The sequence below is a fragment of the Nonomuraea sp. NPDC001699 genome (assembly GCF_053596455.1).
The window spans coordinates 267,653-289,930 of record NZ_JBSFGF010000008.1 but is presented as its reverse complement, the minus strand read 5'-3'; the positions used below and the strand labels follow the sequence as shown (position 1 = coordinate 289,930).

22 protein-coding genes and 1 tRNA gene are annotated in these 22,278 nt (G+C 70.1%); 11 read left to right on the top strand and 12 right to left on the bottom strand.

The window, feature by feature from the left end; genetic code table 11:
* Window positions 1–84 precede the first annotated feature (84 nt).
* Window positions 85–669, top strand: a complete 585-nt coding sequence (locus ACWCSU_RS25685) for a TetR/AcrR family transcriptional regulator (protein WP_449938098.1) — start codon at window positions 85–87, stop codon at window positions 667–669.
* Between the two features lie 74 nt (window positions 670–743).
* Here the strand turns inward: ACWCSU_RS25685 and ACWCSU_RS25680 are convergent, their stop codons facing one another.
* The 4 genes from ACWCSU_RS25680 to ACWCSU_RS25665 form a co-directional block, all read right to left on the bottom strand.
* Window positions 744–1,385, bottom strand: coding sequence for a response regulator transcription factor (locus ACWCSU_RS25680; RefSeq protein ID WP_357705999.1), 642 nt, complete (start codon window positions 1,383–1,385; stop codon window positions 744–746).
* Complete coding sequence (locus ACWCSU_RS25675) at window positions 1,382–2,587, bottom strand: sensor histidine kinase (protein WP_449938094.1); 1,206 nt, start codon at window positions 2,585–2,587, stop codon at window positions 1,382–1,384. The genes ACWCSU_RS25680 and ACWCSU_RS25675 overlap by 4 nt, the downstream gene beginning before the upstream one ends.
* A 68-nt stretch (window positions 2,588–2,655) precedes the next feature.
* The gene (locus tag ACWCSU_RS25670) at window positions 2,656–3,669 is read right to left on the bottom strand and encodes a hypothetical protein (protein ID WP_449938092.1); all 1,014 of its coding nucleotides are present in this window, start codon (window positions 3,667–3,669) and stop codon (window positions 2,656–2,658) included.
* A gap of 245 nt (window positions 3,670–3,914) precedes the next feature.
* Window positions 3,915–7,772 carry a S8 family peptidase gene (locus ACWCSU_RS25665; protein ID WP_449938090.1) on the bottom strand — a complete coding sequence of 1,286 codons (3,858 nt, stop codon included), beginning with the start codon at window positions 7,770–7,772 and terminating at the stop codon, window positions 3,915–3,917.
* 118 nt (window positions 7,773–7,890) lie between these two features.
* On the opposite strand from ACWCSU_RS25665, the gene ACWCSU_RS25660 reads away from it, so the two are divergent.
* Together ACWCSU_RS25660 and ACWCSU_RS25655 are read left to right on the top strand one after the other, a co-directional pair.
* Window positions 7,891–8,850 carry a helix-turn-helix transcriptional regulator gene (locus ACWCSU_RS25660; RefSeq protein ID WP_449938088.1) on the top strand — a complete coding sequence of 320 codons (960 nt, stop codon included), beginning with the start codon at window positions 7,891–7,893 and terminating at the stop codon, window positions 8,848–8,850.
* Window positions 8,847–9,839 (top strand): hypothetical protein, encoded by a 993-nt coding sequence (locus ACWCSU_RS25655; RefSeq protein WP_449938086.1) that lies wholly within the window; start codon window positions 8,847–8,849, stop codon window positions 9,837–9,839. The genes ACWCSU_RS25660 and ACWCSU_RS25655 overlap by 4 nt, the downstream gene beginning before the upstream one ends.
* A 9-nt stretch (window positions 9,840–9,848) precedes the next feature.
* On the opposite strand, the gene ACWCSU_RS25650 is transcribed toward ACWCSU_RS25655, so the two are convergent.
* Entirely contained in the window at window positions 9,849–10,103 is a 255-nt protein-coding gene (locus tag ACWCSU_RS25650; RefSeq protein ID WP_449938385.1) for an MmyB family transcriptional regulator, read from the bottom strand.
* Between ACWCSU_RS25650 and ACWCSU_RS25645 the strand changes: the two genes are divergently transcribed.
* The 5 genes from ACWCSU_RS25645 to ACWCSU_RS25625 all read left to right on the top strand — a co-directional run bounded on the left by ACWCSU_RS25645 (window position 10,026) and on the right by ACWCSU_RS25625 (window position 13,439).
* Window positions 10,026–10,331 (top strand): hypothetical protein, encoded by a 306-nt coding sequence (locus ACWCSU_RS25645; protein WP_449938400.1) that lies wholly within the window; start codon window positions 10,026–10,028, stop codon window positions 10,329–10,331. The genes ACWCSU_RS25650 and ACWCSU_RS25645 overlap by 78 nt on opposite strands.
* Window positions 10,332–10,529: 198 nt before the next feature.
* On the top strand, window positions 10,530–12,074 hold the full coding sequence (locus tag ACWCSU_RS25640; protein ID WP_449938084.1) for an apolipoprotein N-acyltransferase: 1,545 nt from the start codon (window positions 10,530–10,532) through the stop codon (window positions 12,072–12,074).
* 53 nt (window positions 12,075–12,127) lie between these two features.
* A complete protein-coding gene (locus tag ACWCSU_RS25635) occupies window positions 12,128–12,337 on the top strand; it encodes a response regulator transcription factor (RefSeq protein ID WP_449938383.1) in 210 nt (69 codons plus the stop codon).
* 35 nt (window positions 12,338–12,372) lie between these two features.
* On the top strand, window positions 12,373–12,621 hold the full coding sequence (locus ACWCSU_RS25630; RefSeq protein WP_449938082.1) for a hypothetical protein: 249 nt from the start codon (window positions 12,373–12,375) through the stop codon (window positions 12,619–12,621).
* Window positions 12,618–13,439 carry a CPBP family intramembrane glutamic endopeptidase gene (locus tag ACWCSU_RS25625; RefSeq protein WP_449938079.1) on the top strand — a complete coding sequence of 274 codons (822 nt, stop codon included), beginning with the start codon at window positions 12,618–12,620 and terminating at the stop codon, window positions 13,437–13,439. The genes ACWCSU_RS25630 and ACWCSU_RS25625 overlap by 4 nt, the downstream gene beginning before the upstream one ends.
* Before the next feature lie 69 nt (window positions 13,440–13,508).
* Here ACWCSU_RS25625 and ACWCSU_RS25620 read toward each other — a convergent pair whose 3' ends face one another.
* Together ACWCSU_RS25620 and ACWCSU_RS25615 are read right to left on the bottom strand one after the other, a co-directional pair.
* Window positions 13,509–14,933 (bottom strand): FAD-binding oxidoreductase, encoded by a 1,425-nt coding sequence (locus ACWCSU_RS25620; RefSeq protein WP_449938077.1) that lies wholly within the window; start codon window positions 14,931–14,933, stop codon window positions 13,509–13,511.
* A 50-nt stretch (window positions 14,934–14,983) separates the two neighbouring features.
* The gene (locus ACWCSU_RS25615) at window positions 14,984–15,889 is read right to left on the bottom strand and encodes an LLM class flavin-dependent oxidoreductase (RefSeq protein ID WP_449938074.1); all 906 of its coding nucleotides are present in this window, start codon (window positions 15,887–15,889) and stop codon (window positions 14,984–14,986) included.
* A 563-nt stretch (window positions 15,890–16,452) separates the two neighbouring features.
* Between ACWCSU_RS25615 and ACWCSU_RS25610 the strand changes: the two genes are divergently transcribed.
* Window positions 16,453–16,863 (top strand): RidA family protein, encoded by a 411-nt coding sequence (locus ACWCSU_RS25610; RefSeq protein WP_364101404.1) that lies wholly within the window; start codon window positions 16,453–16,455, stop codon window positions 16,861–16,863.
* A gap of 469 nt (window positions 16,864–17,332) precedes the next feature.
* On the opposite strand, the gene ACWCSU_RS25605 is transcribed toward ACWCSU_RS25610, so the two are convergent.
* Window positions 17,333–17,665, bottom strand: coding sequence for a hypothetical protein (locus tag ACWCSU_RS25605; protein ID WP_449938072.1), 333 nt, complete (start codon window positions 17,663–17,665; stop codon window positions 17,333–17,335).
* 27 nt (window positions 17,666–17,692) lie between these two features.
* On the opposite strand from ACWCSU_RS25605, the gene ACWCSU_RS25600 reads away from it, so the two are divergent.
* Window positions 17,693–17,947 (top strand): hypothetical protein, encoded by a 255-nt coding sequence (locus ACWCSU_RS25600; RefSeq protein ID WP_449938070.1) that lies wholly within the window; start codon window positions 17,693–17,695, stop codon window positions 17,945–17,947.
* Between the two features lie 33 nt (window positions 17,948–17,980).
* On the opposite strand, the gene ACWCSU_RS25595 is transcribed toward ACWCSU_RS25600, so the two are convergent.
* Window positions 17,981–18,400, bottom strand: a complete 420-nt coding sequence (locus ACWCSU_RS25595) for a hemerythrin domain-containing protein (RefSeq protein ID WP_449938067.1) — start codon at window positions 18,398–18,400, stop codon at window positions 17,981–17,983.
* Window positions 18,397–19,692 (bottom strand): MFS transporter, encoded by a 1,296-nt coding sequence (locus ACWCSU_RS25590; RefSeq protein ID WP_449938066.1) that lies wholly within the window; start codon window positions 19,690–19,692, stop codon window positions 18,397–18,399. Before ACWCSU_RS25590 ends, ACWCSU_RS25595 begins: the two co-directional genes overlap by 4 nt.
* A gap of 49 nt (window positions 19,693–19,741) precedes the next feature.
* Between ACWCSU_RS25590 and ACWCSU_RS25585 the strand changes: the two genes are divergently transcribed.
* Window positions 19,742–20,380: a TetR/AcrR family transcriptional regulator gene (locus tag ACWCSU_RS25585; protein WP_449938064.1), complete on the top strand. Its 639-nt coding sequence runs from the start codon at window positions 19,742–19,744 to the stop codon at window positions 20,378–20,380.
* Window positions 20,381–20,738: 358 nt separating this feature from the next.
* Here the strand turns inward: ACWCSU_RS25585 and ACWCSU_RS25580 are convergent.
* Window positions 20,739–20,812 (bottom strand) — tRNA-Lys (locus ACWCSU_RS25580).
* Window positions 20,813–20,841: 29 nt separating this feature from the next.
* The gene (locus tag ACWCSU_RS25575) at window positions 20,842–22,248 is read right to left on the bottom strand and encodes a hypothetical protein (RefSeq protein ID WP_449938062.1); all 1,407 of its coding nucleotides are present in this window, start codon (window positions 22,246–22,248) and stop codon (window positions 20,842–20,844) included.
* Between the last annotated feature and the right edge of the window lie 30 nt (window positions 22,249–22,278).

Genomic DNA, 22,278 nt, shown 5'->3' with positions numbered 1-22,278 from the left:
GACTCCTGGTTAGTAAACGCTCGCTAACTGGTAGGGTGACGTTAGCGAGCGTTTACTAACTACGTCAAGTGTGAAGGAGCAGCGATGGGCACCAGGGACGCGATTCTCGACGCGGCCGCCACGGTCATGGCGGAGCAGGGCCTGGCCAACGTGACCACGCGACAGATCGCCCGCACCGCAGGGTTCACCGAGGCCGCCCTCTACAAGCACTTCACCAACAAGGCCGACCTGCTGGTCGCGGTGATGCGCGAACGCTCACCCGGCTTCGGCCGGCTGGCCGAGGTGCTGCACGGCAAGGCCGGAACCGGGGACGTCGTGGACAACCTCACCGCCATCGCCGCGGCGGCGATCACCTTCTACAGCGGCGGTTTCCCCATGTTCGCCTCGATGTTCGCCGACCCCGCCACCCTTGCCGCTCACAAGGCCGAGATCCGGCGCAAGGACGTCGGCCCCCACAAGGTCAACGAAGCGATCGCCGCGTACCTGCGCGCCGAACAACAACAGGGCCGCCTGAATCCGGACGCGGACGTCCAGGCCGCCGCCGGTCTCCTGGTCGGCGCCTGTTTCCAGCATGCCTTCCTCGGCCACATGTCCACCCCCGCACACTCCGACACCCACGAGGCGGCCGCGGCTTTCGCCCGCACCCTGTACGAGTCCCTCGCCCCCTGATGGCCCATGGGATCGACCAGTCCGGGCGCCGACCTCAACCCGGCGGCCTGGACGCGATGCGCGTGAGTCGGCGCCTAACGTTCGCCCGGAGTGACAACGCCGGATTCGTACGCCAGTACCACCGCCTGGACCCGGTCGCGCAGCCCGAGCTTCGTCAGGATGCGCCCCACATGGGTCTTGATCGTGGTCTCCGACAGGAACAGCTCGACTCCGATCTCGGCGTTGGACGCGCCTCCGGCCAGGCTGAGGAAGACTTCACGCTCACGCTCCGTGAGCACCTTGAGCACGGCCTCCGGGTCGGTGTCGGCCTTGGCGACGAGCCGCCCGATGAGCCGGCGGGTCGTGGCGGGCGCGATGATCGAGTCACCCCGGTGCACGTGCCGGATCGCAGCGATGATCTCCTCACCTGGCGCGTCCTTCAGCATGAACCCGCTCGCACCGGCGCGCAGCGCGGCCAGGGCGTGCTCGTCGAGATCGAACGTGGTCAGCACCAGCACCTTCGGCGGGTCGTCCAGCCGCTGGATCTCCCTGGTGGCGAGGACACCGTCCATCCGGGGCATGCGGATGTCCATCACCACCACGTCGACGTGCCGCGACTCCAGCGCCGACAGGGCCGCCAGGCCGTCAGCGGCCTCGGCGACCACCTCCATGTCGGGCTGGGACCTGACGACCATGGTCAGGCCGTTGCGCAGCAGCTCCTGATCGTCGACGATCATGATCCGGATGATGGGAGACTCCTCGGCTCGTAAGGCAGGGTGGCCGACAGTTCGAAGCCGGCGCCGGAGCGTCTGCCGGCCTCCAGGGTGCCTCCCACCATGCTGAGACGTTCGCGCATCCCGGTCAGCCCGACGCCGGCCTCTCCGGCGGGCGGGCCGGCGCCGTCGTTCGTGATGGTGATGTGCAGTCTGTCCGCGCGCCAGGCCAGCGTCATGTCGGCGGCGGCCGTCGCCCCCGCGTGCTTGATCACGTTGGTCAGTCCCTCTTGGACGACACGATAGGCGGTCAGGTCGACGGCGGGGCGCAGCGGCCGGGCGTCCCCGACCTCCCGTACGGCGAGCCGGACGCCTGTGTCGCGTACCTGGTCGAGCAGGTCGGAGAGATCGCCGAGGCCCGGTTGCGGAGTGGTGCCGCCGTCGGCGCGCAGCACGCCCAGGAGCCCGCGCATGTCCCGCAGGGCCTCGCGCCCGACCCCGGCGATGGTGGCGAACACGTCCGCCCCGGGCGAGCCTGGGTCGGACAGCCTGCCACCTTCCGCCTGGCTGACCATGACGGCGAGCGAGTGGGACACCACGTCGTGCATCTCGCGGCTGATGCGGTCGCGCTCCGCCCGCGCCGCCTCCTGCCGCTCCCGCGCACGGTCGGCCTCCGCGCGCTCGGCCTTCGCTCTGAGCTCGGACAGGAACAACACCCGGATCCGGCTGAGGCGGCCCAGCGACCACAGGCACGCCGCTGCGGCGACCAGGCCGACCGACAGTCCGATCCGCCAAGCGACCAGCTCGTAGGAGCCCGACGAGCCGCCCCATGAGGCCGGATTCCACAGGCGCGCCAGGACCAGGGCCACACCCGTCAGGGCGACACCCAGACAGGCCAGGCTGGGCAGCAGGCCGAGCCGGCCGCAGGCCGTGTAGAGCAGCAGCCCGAAGACCAGCGTGCTCGGCAGCAGCACCGCCGGGTAGTAGGCGCCGCCCGGGTCATGCAGGGGCGGGAGTGCCACCAGCAGCAGCATCGCCGCGGCGGCCACGCCGTACGCCACCAGCGGGCGCAGCCGACGCGGAACGACGCACCCGTGCAGCACCAGCAGGCCGAGACCCGCGAGCAGGCGGAGCGCCAGAGGACTGTCCGAGGCCCGGAGCAGGCTCAACGAGACCAGGCCGAGCGGCAGGAAGAGCAGGACCGCGAGCAGGGCATCGGTGCTCACCTGATGCCGGTCGAGAAACGAGTCAACCGCGGCATCGGAAGATGACGGGGACTCTCGCACGCCCACCATTATGGTCGGTGTGCGTGAACGAGGTGCCGGCGGCGGGAGAGGTAAGCCAGCGCCGCCACCGCCAGAGCCGCCCCCCACAGCGGCCACAACATCTCCGGCAGCCAGGCCCCCAGCTCGGTGTCCGCCCCCGCAGGGCCGACCTGCTCGCCGGTGAGCTTCTTGCGGACGTACATCAGCCCGGCGGAGGTGACGGGGAGGGAGACGGCCAGAGCCGAGCAGGCCGGGAGCCGTGCCGGAATCGCACGCCCGCGCAGGAACGGCACCCAGCGCGGCCAGATCTCGCCCCACGGCCGCACCAGGCCGAAGGTCAGGCCCGCACCGATGAGACCGAGCGTGCTGAGACCGGCGCCGATCGGGGTGATCTCGGCGATGTGGGCCAGGAACCGGTCGCTGATCCCGACAGGCACACCCAGCATCCAGCCGAAGCGGGTGACGGCGTAGACGACGGGGACGGCGACCGCGACGGCGGTCGCGTACCGCCCGACCCGTAGCGCGCGGGCGGCGCCACCGGGCCGCCCGGCCCCTGCTGTCAGCGCGCGCGTCCCCAGGAGCATCAGGCTGACGCCGGCCGCCATCAGGATGAGCAGGTTGACGCTCGGCCACGTGAGCATGGTCGCGATCATCGAGAACTCGGCCTGGCCGGCGAGCGCGGCGACCAGCATCACCGGCAGATATCCAGCGGTCATCATGATGCGCACGTCAGGCAGCAGCACCGCCAGGCCGGCGCCGAGCGCGACGGCCACGACGGCGGGGGCCCGGTCGAGCGGACCTCTGCCGGCGAGCACGGCGACGACGCCGGCCACCAGCGCCGACACCGCGAGCACGGCCCCGCCGACTGCCGCCGGAAGAGGATCGAGCAGGGTGCTGCCCGCGCCCGTACGGCCGGCGTCGAAGGGATATGCGGGCCCTCCGAGAGCCCAGAGCAGGCTGAGGGGCAGATAGCTCACCGACCAGACGGCGACGATCAGGGTCGGCACGATCGTGGGACGGTTTCGTGGGGGAGAGGTGTTCACCCGGCCCAATCTGCTGCCGCGGGGGTGCCCCGCACATCGTCACGGGGTCTCGGCCGGCTCCTCCGGAGGTCGCGACGGCGTCGTCCCAAAGGATGACGCTCGACGCGAGAGCGGGGCGCCCCAAGCGGGGGATTCCATGGCCGCGAACAGTGCATTCCCTCACTGCAAGGGTGCGCTGTTCGCGTTCCGGCAGAAACCCCCCGCTCGGGTACGCCGGGCTGGGGGTTTCTGGCTGTTCGTCCGGGTTACTTCAGTCCGTAGGCCTTGTGGATCGTCTGGTCCACGGTGTTGCCTTCCTGGTCGGTGGCCTGGGCGCGGAGGCCGACGGTGCCGTCGGTCCGGGGCAGGGGCGGGTGGGTGATGGTGCCGGTGAAGGTGCGGTCGCCGGAGGCCGACATGGGGACGGGTACCCAGTGGGCGCCGCCGTCGAAGGTGGCCGAGAGGCGGAGCGTGGTCAGTTTGGCGTCGGGCTGCCCGAAGGAGCCGTTGTAGCCGGTGACGGTGATGCGGCGGGCGACCCCGGCCGTGGTCTGGTTGTCCAGGTCGAGGTCCAGGTCGTAGCTGAGGTTGAGCCGGCGGACCGGCGCGCAGGGAGCCAGGATCTGGGTGACGAGCCAGCCCGCGCACAGGCCGTCGGTGAGGTCCTTCATCCCGGATTCGGGGCGCTTGGAGCGGAAGGTCCAGGCCGTTTCGACGTCGGTCGCGAACCGCTGTCCCGGCTGAGGGGTGTGGAAGGTGTCGGTGAGCCGGTATTCGGCCTCGCCGGACGGAAGGGTGAAGGTCGGCAGCCTGATCCCGACGGGCCCGAGCGCGCCGATCTTCTCCTCCAGGGGCACTTCCTGACCGTTGCGGTAGAGGTGCAGTTCGTCCTTGCCGCCGGCCCACGCCTGGAAGTTGGCACTCCAGGTGAAGGGCTCCTGGTGGTTGGGTTCGGGGCCCATGACGGGCACCGCCGCCGTGAACAGGTCGCCGGTACGGCACGCGAAGCAGGTGACCGTGCCCGAGTCGATCACGCGGTCACTGTCGCGCGGGCCGCCGGGCACTCGGGGCTGCATGCCCCACCGCTCCGTGCGACGTCCCGCCTTGGTGAAGACGTCGAGCGCGACCGTGGTGTAGCCGGTCCTGGAGGGGGTGCCCTCGTCGTACCGCATCCGGACGTCACGCTGCCACGTCACGTCGGGCGAGACCGGCCCGACGTACTCGGTCACCGTGGTCCGTGCCTGCAAGGTGCCGTCGAGACCCCACGCGACGAACGGTTCGGAGCCGTTGATCAGCACGGGGGTCCAGCTCATGCGCACCGTGCCGGGGCGGTCCGAGTGGAAGCGCTCGTCGATCTCCTGGAGGTTCTTCCTGGTCACCCGGTAGTCGAGGCCGGCGGGGATCCGGCCACGTTCGGGGAAGAACAGCGAGTACATGTACGGCGTGGCCGGGCTGCCCTCGACCTTGACGTCGACCGGCTTGCGGGCCAGCGCCCTGCCCTGGTCGGCGGGCAGGCTCATGGTCGGGATCGGGTAGAAGGCCCAGCTTCCGGTCGGGTCGAGGAAGGCCCGTCCCGACGCGCCGTAGCCGAGCACGCCCACCGCGCCGGCGGCCGCCAGGGCCTCCACGCGGTCGAGCCCGTCGCCGGAGCAGGTCGTCTCCGGGCAGAGGTCGCCGAGGTCGAGCAGGGCGAGCTTGCCCCGTACGTCCAGGCCGGACAGGTCGGTGCCGTGGCCCACGTCCACCAGGGGGAGGGTCTGCTTGCCGGTCAGCTTGGGGATGTCGGGGGTGATGCCCGCGTAGCGGGGGGCGAGCGTGCGTCCGGCGGCCTTCATCGTGACGAGCGGCGCGCCCTGCCAGAACTGGCCGGTGAGGTCGAGGGCGCCCTGCTTGACCGGTTCGGTAGGCAACATCCAGTAATGGTGCAGCCCGTACGCCGGGTAGGAGGAGAGGAAGTCGGCCACGATGCCGTTCGCGGTGGTGCGCCGCAGGGCGTAGTGGGACAGATAGGTCTCGGTCGTGCGGGGGGTGTCCAGGCGGACCTCGCGGGCCTTGCGCAGGTCGAGGGTGACCGTCGTGTCCCGGTCCACCTTGACCTCGGGCGCGGTCGGCAGCGACTGCTGCCACTCGCCGTTCTCACCTCGCCAGGCGGCGATGGTGTTGACGCTGAAGGTGCCCGGGTAGACGCTCGCCTCGCCCTCGACCGTCTGGTAGAAGGAGTCCAGGTCGTCGCGGTCGTCGGTACGCAGGAACATCCACGGGACGGAGACCGCGTCGGTCGCGCCGTCCGGCATGATCAGTTCGGTCTTGAGCTTGACCCTGCGCGGCTCGACGAACGCGCCCACGGCCGTGCGCACGACCACGTCGCCGCCGGTGGCCGCCACCGAACCCTCATACCAGGTGGCCGGTCCTGACGGGTCGAAGGAGACGGCCACGTCCGCGGCGCCGTGGGCGGGGACGGTCACCGTGTCGCGGTCCAGCTTGAGCGCCCGATCGGGGGCGGTGCCGCGGTGCGCCGCGATGCTCGCGCGCAGGGCCAGCGTCAGCGGCTGGTCGCCGTCGTTGGTGTAGGTGATCGTCTTGGTGGCCGGGCCGCTCTGCGGGGAGCTCAGGAAGCCGAAGTCGAGATTGCCCGAGCCGCGTACCTGCTGGGTGACCGCCCTGGCCACGTCGATGCGCCCGGCGCCCTGCTGGTAGGCGGTCAGGCCGTCGTCCTTCGAGGTGCCGATGAGCGCCGCCTTGAGCTGCGGGCCCGTCCAGTCGGGGTGTTGCCCGGCGAGGATGGCCGCCGCGCCCGACACGTGCGGGGTCGCCATCGAGGTTCCGGAGGCGGCGGTGTGGAGCTCGTCCACGGGCGAACCCATCGACGTGCCCCGCGCGCGGGCCGCGACGATGCCGACGCCGGGCGCGACCACGTCGGGCTTGAGCCCGTAGTCGAACGGGCTCGGGCCTCGGCTGGAGAAGGGGGCCAGTTTCTCCTCGCGGTCGATCGCGCCGACCGTCAGCGCCGCCGCCGCTGATCCCGGCGCGTTGACGGTACGGTTGCCGCCGTCGTTGCCGGCGGCCACGACGAACAGCGCGCCCGTCTCGGCGCTGAGCGTGTTCACCGCCTGGTTGATGGGGCCGTTCTGGTCCTCGTACTCGCCGCCGATGCTGATCGAGACCACCTTGGCCTGCGCGGCGGCCCACTGCATGCCCGCGATGACCTGCGACGAGGTGCCCGAGCCCGACGAGCCGAGCACCTTGCCCACCAGGAGCGTGGCCTCGGGCGCCACGCCCGTGTACCGTCCGGAGCCGGCGATCGTGGAGGCGACGTGGGTGCCGTGGCCGTGGCCGTCGCGGGCGTCGGGATCGTCGGTGAAGTTGGCCATCGCCCCGATCCGGCCGGCCAGGTCGGGGTGGTCGGGATCGACGCCGGTGTCGAGCACGGCGACCTTGACGCCCTTGCCCTTGTAGCCGGCGGCCCAGGCCTGCGGCGCGCCGATCTGCGGCACGCTCTTGTCGAGCACGGGCTTCATCTTGCGGTCGAGCCAGATCGTCGTCGGCGCGGTCGCGCGTGCGGAGGGGGACACGGCGGCCGCGGCCCAGAACTCCCGCGCCGCCTTCTTGTCCACCTTGACGGCGGCGCCTCCGACGCTGGCCAGGGCGACGGGCGAGGCGGTGGCCGGGAGCGCGTCGGCCCGTGCCGACAGCGTCGCGGCGGCCTGCTTGGCGGTGCCGTACTGGACGATGACCGGCAGGGTCGGGCGTTCGGCGTCGGTGTAGCCGTTGGCGGCCAGGTACGCCACGTCGAACAGGCCCTTGTCCACCTGGCCCGAGGCCACCGGGGCCATCGCGTCGGAGGGGAAGACGTAGAAGGAGTCGCCCTTCCGCAGGGTCACGAAGGACACCGGCGCTCCTCCGGCGCGCTTGGCCGGTTCCACGTCGGCGCGAGGGGTGCCGTCGGCGGCCTTGCCGTACGTCACCACGTCGCCGGTGATCAGGGTGAGCCGGGTGGCGGAGGGTAAGGCGCCCGGGGTGGGGGGCGGGGTGTCGGCGGACTCGGGTGAAGGGGAGGGCGTGGCCATCCCCATGGACAGGACCAACCCCAACGCGGTCAGCCCGGCGAGCGGGCGGCGAGCCATGGTTCTCCTCGGAGTAGTACAAGATCGAGCACACAAAACCTCCCATTCCGCGCTATATCCGGAAAGATGACCTTTCGACCTCTTCACGCCGTTGGCGGGAAGAGGACACGATGGGCGCATGCTCGAATCCCTGGGCCTGTCGACGGCCGAAGAGGCGCTGTACCAGACGCTGATCGAGGTCTCGCCGATCACGGCCGCCGACCTTGAGCGGCTCATCGGCCCGCAGGCCGCGCTCTGCGCGAGGCTCCAGGAACTCGGCCTGGTCACCCGGCTGCCGGAGGACCCACCCAGGTACGCCGCGGTAGCCCCGAGCATGGGCCTCGACACGCTGATCAGCGCCAGGTCCAGGGCACTGACCGCCGCCCGGGGCCGCATCGCCGGGCTCAGCGCCGCCTTCCACCGGGCGGGTACCGAGCGCGACGCCGCCGGGCTGGTCGAGGTGGTGATCGGCAGGCAGGCGGTGAACGACCGCTTCGAGCAGCTCCAGCGGGAGACGCACCGCTCGATCCGGGTGTTCGACGCGCCGCCGTACGCCGGGGTGATCGGGGAGAACGCGCGTGAGTTCGACCTGCTGGCGAGGGGCGTGAACTACCGCGTCCTGTACGACAGGAAGGCGATGGAGCTGCCCGGGGCGCTGACGGTGGTCACCGACTACATCACCGCCGGCGAGCAGGCCAGGGTCGGCGAGGTGCCGATGAAGCTCGTCCTGAACGACCGGCCGACGGCGATCGTGCCGCTCCGGCACGACCTGCACCTGGTCGAATCCGCGCTGGTGGTGCACGACCCGACTCTGTTGGAAGCGCTCGGCGCGCTGTTCGAGATGAACTGGCAGCGCGCCGTCCCGCTGGGCGTGCGGCAGGGGCAGGCCCGGCTGCCCGAGGAGCGCAGTCCCGCCGACGCGCACGAGGACCTGCTGCCCCTGCTCATCTCGGGGCTGACCGACGCGGCCATCGGGGCGCAGCTCGGCTGGAGCGTGCGCACGGTGCGCAGACGGGTGCAGGCGATGATGGTCCAGCTCGACGCGCAGACCCGGTTCCAGGCCGGCTACCAGGCCGTCCTGCGCGGCTGGCTGCGATGACGCTCGAAGCGCTCGGGCTGAACCCGGCCGAGGAGGAGCTCTACGAGCTGCTCGTCGAGTGCTCGCCGGCCACCCTCGACCGGCTCGCCGCGGGCTTCGCCGGCCCCGGCCTGCCCGCGCTGCTGAGCGGGCTGGAGAGCAAGGGCCTGGTCAACCGGCTGCCGGACGAACCGCCGCGGTACGTCGCCGTCGCCCCCGACGTCGCGCTCGACGCGCTGCTCACCGTCGCGGAAGAGGGGCTCGTACGCGCCAGGGAGCGTGCCGCCGACCTGGACGACGCCTTCCAGCAGCGTGCCTCCGGGCAGCAGCGGCAGCCGCTGGTCGTGGAGGTGATCACCGGCGCCGCCGCGGTACGGCAACGCCTCCACCAGCTCCAGCGCGCGGCCCGCCACCAGGTACGGACCTTCTCCCAGCCGCCGTACTTCGACCGGCACGCCAGCGTGGCCGCCCACCGCGAGCTGCTGGAGCGCGGCATCACCAGCCGGGTCATCTACGAGCGCGACTTCATCGACCGGCCGGGCGCGCTGCGGCTGATCGAGGAGATGATCGGCGCGGGCCAGCTGGCGAGGGTGCTGCCCAGCCTGCCGATGAAGCTCTACCTGGTCGACGACCGGTTCGCGCTGCTGGTGCTGCGCTACGAGTCACCCGACTCCGCGGCGCTCCTGGTGCACCCCTCCGGGCTGCTGGAGGCGCTGAGCAGGCTGTTCGAGGGGACCTGGGAGCGGGCGCTGCCGATGCGGCTGACCGGTTCGCGCGAGGCACCGCAGGACGACGAACGGTTGATCGCCCTCCTCCTGACCGGCCTGACCGACGAGGCCATCGCCCGCCAGCTCGGCATCGGCTACCGCACCGCCCAGCGGCGCATCGCCGAGCTCATGGCCAGGCTCGGCGCCCACACCCGCTTCCAGGCCGGCGTACAGGCCGCCCGATCCCAGGCCCGCAGCACCCCTGAGGACCCGCGCGGCGCGCCAAGGGCGTCGGGTGCCTGAGATCGCCGCTCATCGAAGGTCGTCTGCTGTGCCGCCGGGCTCATGGAGGTGGTCGGGAAGGGAGCAGTGCCGGGAGGGGGGTTCGGCCAGATGGGCCAGTCGCGCCTTCGACGCCTCGTCTGCTGGTGCATAGATGACCATGCGGGCCTCTGGTGCGCCGGTCACGGTAAGAGTGGTGGTGGTCAGATGCGGATCGCCGACTTCGGCGTAGCGGAGGACCTTGATGTGCGGCCCGGGGGAGGCTACGTCGTGAGCGCTCCAGATCCGGGCGAAGTCGGAGCCGGCATGGGGCCGGCCTGCAGCCCCGCCCTCAACGCGGCGTTGACCCGTGTCGCGCCGACGGACACGGCGAACGCCAGCGGGTTGATGTCGACCGCGACCCAGCTCGGTCAGGTCGCCGGCATCGCCGGCCTCGGAGCCGTCTTCCTGGCCCTCCACGTCCCGTCCCCATCGGCGGCGACCGCCGCGACTGGTGTGTCCCGGGTTGAGTAGAGGTGGGTTCGTCCCTTGCCTGCGCGGCCTTCCGAGTCCCTCCAGCCCTCTCCGGCGGAGACCACCGCGGGCACGTCCTTGCGCTTCGGGACGTCCGGGTGGGATCAGGGGCGCGGCACCAGGCCGGGGGTGTTCCCTACTGCGGTTCGGGGGTGTTCGGGATGGGGAGGTGAGGTCCGCGCTGCCTACATTCGCCGCATGAATCATGTGACTCGCTGGGCAGCGCTCGCTGCCGGAACCGCCCTCTCGCTCGTGGCCGCGCACGGCCGCTGGGAGGTGGCAGGGGCGGCATGGATCTATCTGATCCTGCTGTTACGCTTCTCCCGCACCAGCCGGACGCTTCCGGCGATGGGCGGCATCGCACTCGCCACCGTGGTGTCCACCACGTTCTGGCTCTACGAGAGCGGGCTGCCGGTGTTCAGCCCGGTGCTGGCGCTCTCCCTGATCATGGCGCTGGCGGGCGTAGTGCCGTACGTTCTCGACCGTCTCGTCGCGGCGCCCTTACCCGGGGCGTGGGCCACGCTGGTCTTCCCCCTTGGGGTGGTCGGCGTGGAGTACGCGCTCGCGAATGTCAGTCCCGTCGGCAACATCCTGAGTTCGCTGGCCGCCACCCAGCACGACAACCTCCCGCTGCTCCAGCTCGCCTCGGTGACCGGTGGCTATGGCATCAGCTTCCTCATCGCCTGGTTCGCCGCCGTCTGCAACCACCTCTGGCAGGATGGATTCACCTGGCGGCGGGTGGCCCCCTTCGGGGCCGTGCTGACGCTGGTGCTCGTCGGCGGAAGCATGCGCCTGGCGTTCGCGGCGCCCGCCGGCGAGACCGTACGGGTGGCCGGGGTCAGTCCCGCACGGTCGGTTCTGGAGGCGTCCAACAAGGCCCTGAACGGTTTTCCCTCGCCTGAACAGCTCGCCGGGGCGGATCCCGACACGGTTCGGCGGGCGCTCGCCCCTGTCAACGACTCCCTGCTGACCGCCACCGAACGCGAGGCGAGCGCCGGAGCCAAGATCGTGGTCTGGCCGGAGGCGGGCGGTGCGGCACGCGAGGCCGACAGGCAGCGGCTGATCGACAGGATCGCCGCCGTCGCCGTCAGGACCGGCAGCTATGTGAACGCCGGAATGATCGTGATCACAGGTGCGCCGCCGTACATGCGTAACGAGACGGTGCTCGTCGATCCGAGAGGGCGGGTCCGATGGACGTACGAGAAGGCCCGCCCGGTGCCGGGCATGGATCCGTTCGACCCCGGGGACGGCAGGGTGCCGACCGCCGACACCCCGTTCGGCCGCCTGGCCAACGTCATCTGCTTCGACGCCGACTTCCCCGCCCTGATGAGGCAGGCCGCCGACGTGGACCTGATGATGGTGCCGTCCAACGACTGGTACGGCTTCGGCGCCACGCACACCGAGAAGTCGGCCGTCAGGGCGGTGGAGAACGGCTACTCGCTGATCCGGCAAGCCAGCAACGGCCTGGCCGCGGTCTTCGACCCGCAGGGCCGGACGCTCACCTCGGCCGACTACTTCACCACCAAGCAGCAGACGATGTCCGCGTATGTGCCTGTCGCCAGTGATCCGACGATATATGCGCGCATCGGCGACGTGTTCGCCTGGCTCTGCCTCGCGGCGATGGCCGCCCTCGGGGCCGTGGCCCTGCGCACCAGGCGGCTGACCGTGGCCGGGCCCTGGGTGACCGGTGCGAGGCAAGAGATCGAGGTTCAAGGACCGGGTACCCGACCTCAGGGCGCTTGAGGCCGCGCCGGCTGCTCGTGGCATGAACCTGTCGCCTCCGATCCTGCAGGACGATCAGGCGTCTTCATGGAGGGTCCAACGGCGAGATCGGCGGGGCACTGGTGGCGAGTGAGAGCACGGTGAAGTCGCACGTCCGGGCCCTCCTGCACAAGCTGGACCTGCGTGACCGCGTGCACGTGGTGATCTACGCCTGCGAGGACGGGCTCATCGCTCGCCACCATTTCCATCCTGACGGGCGGTACCAGGTTCACCCCTTCGGGTGAGGCCGGACGATTCCGCCCGCCCTAGCTTCGAGATCGTGCGTTTCCTACGTCTCATACCTCTCGGCGTCGTCATGCCCGTCGGCTGGACAGCCCCGTCCTATGCCGGTGACCAGGAGCTGATCGACGGTTCGTCCGTCGAGACGATCACGCTGCTGACGGACCGATGCTCCGTGGACGACCCGGTCGTCCAGGTACTCCCCGAGTTCAAGATGGCCGATCCGCGCTACACCAAGATCACTCATCGAGCTGGATCCTCGCGCCCGCACGAAACGAGGTCATCATGACGGTGTCCTCCACGCGCTCCGGATCTGCCAGATCAACAGGTATCGATGTCACGTGGTTCTTCGCGATCGCCGTCCTGCTGTGTTTCGCGCTGTCCGTTCCGATGGTCTTCCGGCTGGTCCCGACGGACTTCTACAACCTGATCACTCCGATCCTGCAACTGACCCCGCTGCTCGCAGCGATCATCATGTGGCTTGCCCGACGCCCCGGAACGTTCCGAGAGACGTTCGCCACCAGGTGGCGCGGCACACCCAAGTGGGCCGGCATCGGCATCGGCCTCATCGCCGCGATCGCCGCGATCCAAACCGCCACCGCACTGGCATTGGGGATCTGGCGGCTCAACCCGCTTGACCAGATCCTCACGGCGACCATGTGGATCGTTCCGGTCTTCCTCATGCAGTCGGTCTTCGCCATCGGCGAGGAGTTCGGCTGGCGCGGCTGGCTGGCGACGCGCGCCGCGTCATGGGGATTCTGGCCGCTGGCCCTTGTCAGCGGTCTGGTCTGGATCGTCTGGCACCTGCCGGTCCTCGCCGTCATCGGCGATCGACCACCCTGGGACATCGTCATCTACTTCGCGGGCATGCTGCCATGGGCTCCGCTGTTGCTCGCACTTCGCCGGCAGTCGGGGAGTGTCTGGCCCGCGGTCCTGACACACGGAGCGATCAACAGCGTCCGGGTGTACCTGCTGCAATCCGTCCCCAGCGCAACCGATCACCTGCTCATCGAAGTGATCGGCTGGGTGCTCACGCTCGCCGCTGCCGGGTGGCTGATGCGCCCGAGCCGGGCGAGGCTCGTCCGTGGGTCTTTGAAGGTTAGGTAGATTCCGGTTCGAGAGCGGCCGTCGGCGGTGACCCCGTCGGTGAAGGCTGCCGGGGCCCGCTTCAGCTCCTCATCGACTCCCTCCGCCCGCCGGCGGAATGTTGTGGTTGAAGCGGAACATGTTGCCGGGGTCGTGGGCCGTCTTGACGGCGACCAGCCGCTCGTACGCCTCCGGCGTGAACGCCTGGCGCACGTCCTCCGGGTCGGTGTGGGCGACGCCCGCCATGAAGTTGAGCATGCGCGTCCCGCTGTTCCACGGGGCGAGGGTCTTGATGACCCGGTCGTGCCCGGCGTACACGGCCTGGTCCTCACCGATGCCGAGGACACCGGCGGAGTACAGCTGGAACTGGGCGGTGGTGTGCGCGACCGCGTTCGGCAGGCGCGGCGGACGGGCGAGGGCGCCGCCGAGATGACGGATCTCGATGCCGACCGCGCTGTTCGACCCGGGGCCCACCAGCGCCAGGATCGCCTCGACCGCGTCATGGTCGAGGTGGGTGAGCTGGAAGCTGTCGATGTGGTACGAGCCGGGCGTCGGCGGATCGTTGTGAATGGTGCCGACCTCGGTGTACGGGATGTCGGTGACCGTGTCGAGCAGCGGCGTGGCGATCTCGCGCAGCGGCTTGACCAGCCGGGCACCGTCCTGCGGCGAGCCGAGGTAGCTCAGGCGCAGGTGCAGGGCGAAACGCCCGCGAAGTTCCTCGGGGACTTCGGGCACATCGGGCCAGGGCATCATGAAGAAGGAGGAGCTGAGCTCGTCGGGCACCCCGGTGACCCATGTGCGGTAGAAGTGCAGCACGTCCCGGATCGACTCGGCCGGGAAGTACAGGCCGCCGCCGTAGATCCGCGACACCTCCACCAGTTCCACCTCAAGTGAGGTGACCACGCCGAAGTTGCCCTTGCCGCCGCGCAACGCCCAGAACAGGTCGGCGTTCTCCTCCTCCGAGGCGGTGCGCAGTTCGCCGTCGGCGGTGACGACCTCGATGGTGCGGACGTGGTCGGCGGCGTAACCGTAACGGCGGGACAGGACGCCGATGCCGCCGCCCAACGTGTAGGAGACGGCGCCGACGAACGGTGCCGAGCCGTTCAGCGGGGCCAGGCCGTGGCGGGCGGCGGACGGGATGACCTCCCGCCACAGCGCGCCCGCCTCCAGCCGCACGGTGCGGCGCTCGGGGTCGATCCGGTGGCCGTCCATGCGCCGCGTGGAGATGAGCAGGCCCCCGTCGGCGGGCAATCCCACACCGTGGCCGGTGGCCTGTACGGCGACGCCCAGGCCGTGGTCGCGGGCGAAGCGCACCGCGGCCACCACGTCGTCGGCGCCCGCCGCGCCGACGATGACGGCCGGGTGGTGTACGACGGAGCGGTCGAAGCCCTCCGCCTCCTCGGCGTATCCCGGGTCGCCGGGGAGGAAGATCGGGCCCTTGACGCTGTCGGCCAGTCTCGTCACCGCCCCGGCGGTCAGAATAGGGGCACCCGTTGGCTGGGTCTGCTCGATCACTGACATGTCCTCACGTGTCGTCGTTCAGGTGGTGCGTCGGCCGGTCCAGGTCAGCCCGTGGTGAACTCGAAGGTCGGGTTCCGCCGGGCCCCCACCCGCTCCAGCGCCTCGGCCAGCAGGTGGACCTGGTCCAGGGAACTGCTGGCCGGGTAGAGCACCAGGTCGTCGACGCCCGCGTCCGACAAAGCGATCAGTTCCTTGAGCAGGCGCTCGTCGGAGTCGAGCGAGTCGGCCCGGACCGGCTCGTAGTACGGGGACTCCCTGGAGCCGTAGTAGTGGGCCACGTACTCGTCGGTGAGCTGGACGGCCTCGGAACCGCAGCAGAAGTAGCGGCCGGTGAGGATGTGCGGCTTGCCGGGCCGCTCAGCCGCGGCCCATGCCTCGCAGGCACCCTGCACGCCGTTCACCAGCAGGTCCAGGCTCAGCGTCGGCGCCACCCAGCCGTCGCCGAAGCGGGCGGCGCGGGCATAGCCCGCAGGGATCAGGCCACCGATGAGCAGCTTGGGACGGCCCTTGCCGGGCAGCGGGGCGGGGCCGGAGACGCTGGTGACCTCCCCGTCCCAGACACGGCGCATTTCGGTCAGGGTGTCGTCGAAGATCTTGCCGTGGCCCTTTTCGGGAGCACCGCTGAGGGTGAAGTCGTCCGGCCAGCCCCCGATGCCCAGGCCCGCCGTGAGCCGGCCCTCCGAGATCAGGTCGATGGTGGCGAGCTGCTTGGCGAACAGGATCGGGTTGCCCCGCCATCCGACGTTCAGCACGCTGGTGAACAGCTGGACGCGCTCGGTCACCGCCGCGGCGACGCCGAGGGAGACCAGCGGGTCCAGGATGTCGTAGACCAGGCGGTCGATGGATCCCAGGGAGTGGAAGCCGAGGCGCTCGCTGTCCTCCGCCCACTGCTTGACCTCCCGCGCAGGACGTCCGGGAACGGCGATCGGCAGACCAATTCCAATATTCACGAGCACTCCGTCTCAACCAGATCTCACTACGGGCACAACGATTCGGACAGTCCGTTTCCGGCTGTCCTCATGCGCCGGCGAGGCGCACAGCCGTGACGATATTCAGCGAGATCGGCATCGGTCTTGTACGGATCGGACACGCTCCGGGGATCTCCCACCTGACCGGGACCGCGGGAGCAGGCCGTTGCGCACCAGCGGGTCATCTTCACCGTGCACGAGAGGAAACGCCTCGGCCGTAGCGCGGCCGAGCTGCCGACCATCGCCGAGGACCTGGAACTGTCCACCGGCCCGGTGCAGGGCCTCCACGACTCCTCGGTCCGTGAGGGCGGCCGCTCGCCGGCCTCAGACGACATGATCGCCTACGCTCGCAGCCCGCGCCCGCGGCGTACCGGAGCCCGACATCGCCCGCAAGCTCCTCATCCCCACTGGCAGGAACAAAGGCCACAACTCACCCACCACAGGAAGGGCAGCGGCGAGGCTCCCCGGCTGGATAAACCTGTGGCGTAACGAAAGATCCTTTGACATGGTGACCACGTTCTTGGCTGATTCGAAGGGAAACGACCATGGGCCGTGCAGTTACGTTGATCCGCTCGTCCTCCTTGTCTGACGTCGCCGAGTACGCCTACGCGGCCACGGCACCCCCCGGATCCCGCCTGATCTTCCTTGCCGGCGCCTGCCCGCTGAACAAGGATGGATCCACAGCGGCGGTGGGAGACTACGCAGGTCAGGCAGCGAAGGCCCTCGAAAACATGCAGACCGCGCTGACGGACGCCGGCGCCTCCCTGCATGACATCATCAGCACCAGGGTTCTCGTGGCGTCCAGCAGGCAGCAGGACCTGGGGGCCGCCTGGGCGGTAGTCCGGGCCTTCTTCGGTGATCACGACGTTCCCAGCACATTGATGGGCGTCACGGTGCTGGGTTACGAAGATCAACTCGTGGAGATCGAAGCCATCGCCGCCGTGCTCGACTCCTGAGGTTGATGAACTGATCGACGCGGCGTTCGCCACGGGAGGAGCACAGCCGGCCATCTCGCAGCCTTCCAGGCGCAGTGCCCCGCCGATCACGACGTCTACGGCCTGTAGTCCGGGCGCCTGGGAGTCCGCGAGATCCACCAGGCCAGTACGGGCTCCGGCGAGGACCGGCGCTTCCTCGAACTCACACTTGGTCAAGATCAGTGGGTGCTGCACCTCGGCGTACGACAGGTCCAATCGGCCCGCGATCCGGACAGGTGCAAGCCGGGCGTCTGACCGCAAAGGCGTTCCCGGGCGCCGAGCAACATCCTTGCGATGATCGCAGCCCGAACGGAGGCGCCAGGAAGATCCACAGGACGCGCTGTGGGAACCGCCCCCCAGGGGCGTCCGAGAGGAGTTCACCGGGTTGCTGCCTGCGCACGGGCACCCGACCGCGAGCAGGCACGCAACCCGGCAAGTTCCGGTCACGGCACTAGCTGTTGCTGATCTTCCCCCAGCCGGACTGCAGGGGGACGAGGTGGGTGATCTTGAGCCGGTAGCGGTTGGTCAGGCCTCGCGTGACCGCACCGCATGTCGTTCCACCGCATGTGTAGGTCGGACCAACCTTGACGTTGAGGTCAACGTCCCACAGTTCGCCGGTCATGTATGGGGATGCCTGCCAACTGATCCAGCCGTTAGTCGCCGCCAGGGTGCCGGTGGTGCACGAGCCGTATGTGTTGTCCGGCTTCTGCGGGGTTGAACAGGTGCTGCTGGCCGCGTAGGCAGGCGACGAGACCGCCGTGGACAAGGCGGCGACGACCACCACAGCGGTCAGCCCCCGGCCTACACCCACGTGTCCGATCAGTGGTCGAGCTACGGGACCAAGCAGATCGTCCCGACCGCCCGCGAGGGCCACGACACCCTGGACGAGTTGCTCGGCAACGCCACCGACACCCATGGCGCGACCTTGGCGAACTTCGGGCTGTTCGACATCGAGGGCCGGCGGCCTCTGCGCCCGACCATGGCGGTCAACTTCGGCAGTCCCGCTCACGTCCTGGCATTGCGCGGCGCGACCGATGGCCTGCCCTACGACGCTCAGACGCGCTGACGGTCACCTCGTCCCCAATGTCCTGCGGCGAGCCTAGACGTCCTCGGGGAGGGTGAGCATCTTGTTGAGGATCGGGACCAACTGCTCCTCCTCGTAGTCCAGATGGGCCTCCAGTTCAGTGGCGAGCCGGTCCAACTCCTCGCCGATCGCCGTACCGTCGTGGTCGAGAAGCTGCCTGATCCGTTCCATCAGCCGGGCCACCACCCGGTGCTCCGAGCGGAGCCGGGTCAGGGTCTCAGCCAGCTCGGGGTGCTCGGCGCCGAGATGGGGGAAGAGCGCGTTGTCCTCGCCTTCGTGGTGGGCGTGGAGGGCATCGCAGAACGTCAGGCAGTGTGTACGCAAGTCCACTGCACCGGCCCGCGGTGACCGCAGGTCCGCCAGGTCCCTGCGGAAGCCGTCGTGCAGTTTGATCAGCTCGTCGCCCCATGCGACGATGCGCTGCTCGTCCGTCATACCAGTTCCTTTCGCGAGAGGTTTCCGTGGATGGCGGAGAACAGGGCCGCCAGCAGGGCCGCGCCGGCCGCGATGCCGAAGGTCCATCCGGCGCCCCCGCTGGAGAGCACCGCCGCCCCCACTGCCCCGGCCACGCTGCTGCCCACGACCCTGACCAGTGCGTTCACCCCGCCGGCCGCCGCGGTCTTGGCGGGCTCCACGTGCTCGACGGCCATCGTTCCGAGCGCCGCGTAGCCGAGTCCGATGCCCAGCCCCAGCAGCGTCGCGGCCCCGTACAGGTCTGCGCCTGAGGACCTGGACACCGCCAGCCACAGGGCGGCGGCGCTCACCAGCACCGAGCCGCCCGCCACGAGCGCGGCAGCGGTGAAACGGCGCATCAGGGGACCCGCGAGCACGGAGACCACGAGCATCAGCACCGTCGTCGGCAGCAGGTAGATCCCGACCTGCAGCACCGAGGCCCCGAGCGCGCCCTGGGCCACCGCCGACACGGTGGTGATGGCGGCGAACAGCGCGAACCCCAGCAGGAACGACGCCACGGTGGCCCCCACCGTCCCCCGATGCAGCAGCATGGGGATCTCGATCAGTGGCGACGCGGTACGGCGGGCGGTCGTGACCCACGCCGCGGCCACCGCCACCGCCATGGCGAACAGGCCCAGCGTCAGTGGCGAGGTCCAGCCCCAGGCCGCGCCCTTGCTGATGGCCAGCAGCAGGCAGACGAGCCATACCGCGACCAGCGCCGCCCCGGCCAGGTCCGGCCGTCCGGATCCGCGCGCCGGCGCCTCCCGCACCACGGCCGCCACCAGGACGAAACTCAGCCCAGCCAGCCCGGCCAGCGCCCAGAACACCGTCCGGTGGTTACCGTCCAGCACCCCGGCGAGGATCATGCCGCCGCCGCTGCCCACCCCGATGGTGGCGCTGAGTACCCCGATCGCGCTGGGCAGCCGGTGGCCTGGCACTACCTGCCGAACCAGGCCCATGGCCAGTGGGAGCAGCGGCGCGGCCGTTCCCTGCAGCACCCGGCCGGCGATGAGCAGGGGCAGCGTGCCCGCCAAGGCGCTGAGTGTCGAACCGGCCACGAGCAGGCCGAGTGCGACCAGCGATGTCGTGCGCCGACCGTACATGTCGCCGAGCCGCGCCAGCAGCGGGATCGAGACCGCTCCCGACAGCAGCCCGGCGGTGAGCGTCCACGAGACGGTGGTGGACGGGACGTGGAGCTGCTGTTCGAGGCCGGGTAGCAGAGGTACGACCACGGTCATCTGGAGGGTCCCCACGGCTACCGCGAATGCGAGCACCGCTACGACCCATGAGTTTTTGTACACGTATAGAAAGTAGCATGGCAGGATGCCGACGCGTACAGGACGACCACCCAAGATCTCGCGGCCAGAGATCCTCGCCGCCGCCCTGCGAGTGATCGAGGAAGACGGGACGGGCGCACTCACCATGCGCAGGCTGGCCAGAGAGGTCGGCAGCACGGCGATGGCGCTCTACCACCACGTACGCGACAAGGAGGAACTCCTCCTGCTGCTCCTTGACGACTACGCGGCCGGAATTCCCCGCCCCGAACTGCCGGACGAGCCACACGAGCGCATGGTGGCCGCCGCCATGGCCATGCATGACGCCGTGTCCGGATGCCGGTGGGCCGTGGACGTCCTCAAGGCCGACGACCTCATGTCGGTGGGCGCGCTGTGGTACCCGGAGCAGATCGTCGATGCCGCCGTACGCGGGGGGCTGACGATCGAGGAGGCGGTGGACGCGTACCGGATCATCTGGCGCTACACCGCCGGCGAGATCAGCGGCCGGGCGGCGGCTCGCCGGCGGCGAGAAGAAGGCGGGCCCACCTACCGGGAGCGGGTCTTCGCCGAATTGGATGCCAAGGAGTTCCCCCGGCTGAGCACGGTGGCAAGGCGATGGGAAGACCTGACCGCCCACGACACCTACGCCAAGGGCGTGCGTGCCATCGTGAACGGCCTCCTCCCGTGAATCATCGCCCCGAGAGGGTGGCCCGTGAAGCGGCCAAGTCCGGTGATCCGGTGGACCGAGGCCGGGAAAAATGATCGACATCCGAGGCTCTCGCAGACGACCGATTCCGATACCACCGACGACCTCACCCGCGCCGCCGATGAGATCGAACGTCACCCCTGTCGGCGATGCGGCGTCCCACCCGGATCGTCCGGCCGGTCACGGTCCGGCGCCCATCACACCGGCCGCTTCGCCAGGGCTCCCCGGCTCGCCTTTGGTCTTGCCCGGGAATCGGCCTGGGTCGTGCCCTTGGTGGACGTCCAGCGCCCTGTTCCTCGCGGGAACGCCCGTCAACGACCGGGGTCCAGGCATGATCAGGCCTCGCTGACTGGGCTCGAACCAGCGTCCACCCGGTCCGAAGAGCCGGGCGCTCTACCACTGAGCTACAGCGAGGCGTTCCTCATCTTCGCGTATGAGGGTCTCTACTCGCCACCCGAAAAGGGGCGCAACGGGAGATCCGCCACGACCACATCGGCGGCCAGGCCGTGAGCGGCGTCATCGGCCATGTCGGGGTTGATCCGCTTACCGCTGAACACGCCGGCCCGGCGCAGCAGCGACGCCCACACCGGATCGGCGATCGTCACCCCGTGCACCAGTTCTGGCGTCGGGGTGAACCGTGCCACGCGGTGCTTGGCGGGGCCGGCCGTCCAGCCGCTTTCCGCCGGGTCGAGACCCGCCTCCTCGCACGCCTGCTCCACATCCGCGCGGGTGCACGTCACTCGCCCGGACAGTACCTCCCACGGCAGGGGGAGTTCCGCCCACACCTTCGTGTTCGGGTCCAGATCGCCGCCGGTCTCTCGATGCCACCAGGCCAGGTCCGCGGCCATGAGCCGCATCACCTTCCCTGGGCAGGCCGCGTCCAGCAGCGGCAGGGCGTTCATCGACTGAAGGCACGCCAGCCAGCCGGCACGAGCGGCGTTGTACGCCTGCGCGACAGTGTTCCAGGTGGAGGAGTCGTCCCCGCGGCGCACCACCATCGACTGCCGGTTGAGCGGACGGGTCTTCCACAGCTTCTCCAGCCGCTCCGCGCACTGCCGCATCACCGCGTACCAGGCGCCCAGCATCTGCCCCCGCTCGGCGCCGGAGAGCCGGGCGAGGATGGACGGCTTGGCGTACACGACGGCGATCATCGCCCAGTCGGCGCCCGGGTTCTTCTCGCAGCGGGCCAGGAGCATCTGCGCAATGTCGTCGAACGGGTTGTCCTTGCCGTTCAGGCTGAACTGGCGGCGCAGGTTGCGGCGGGCGGTGAAGTAGGCGACGAAGCAGGCGGCGTCCGGATCTGCCGCGAACCTGTCCTCGGCGAGGGTGGCCGCGAATCCGCTGCGGCCCACTAGCAGCAGTTTCCGCAACTCCTGGCCGTCGCCGAGCTTGGCGGCCTTGGCCGAGAGGCGTCCGAGCGCACGGAACCGCCGGTTGTACTGCCGTTTGGGCAGGTCGATGCCCGCTTCCCGGCGGGCCGCCCGGTTGAGCCGGTCGTACTTGTAGTCGGCCTGGTCCGGGCTCCAGCCGATCGCCTGTCCCGCGAGTTGTGCCACCTCCGCCAGCGACACGGGGTCGTCGGCGTTTCTCTCCGTCCACTCCGTGTGGGTGAACAGCCGCGCCACCGCAGCGAGTTGCGGCCCGCCACCCCGAGGTTTCGCGAACTCCTCGGTCATGGAGGACACGTAGCCGCGGCGGCGGAAGGAGTGCACGGCAGCCTGGTCGAGGGTCAGCCGCTCAGGCGCGGAGAGCGCGCCGTCGAGAGCGAGCGAGATCAGGTCGGCGACGTCCTCGGGACGCATGCGGCGGTCGAGCGAGCGGTGTAAGTCCAGCAGTGACGTGGTCGTCATCGTGGGGCTCCTGAGTTGTTTAGGGGAGGG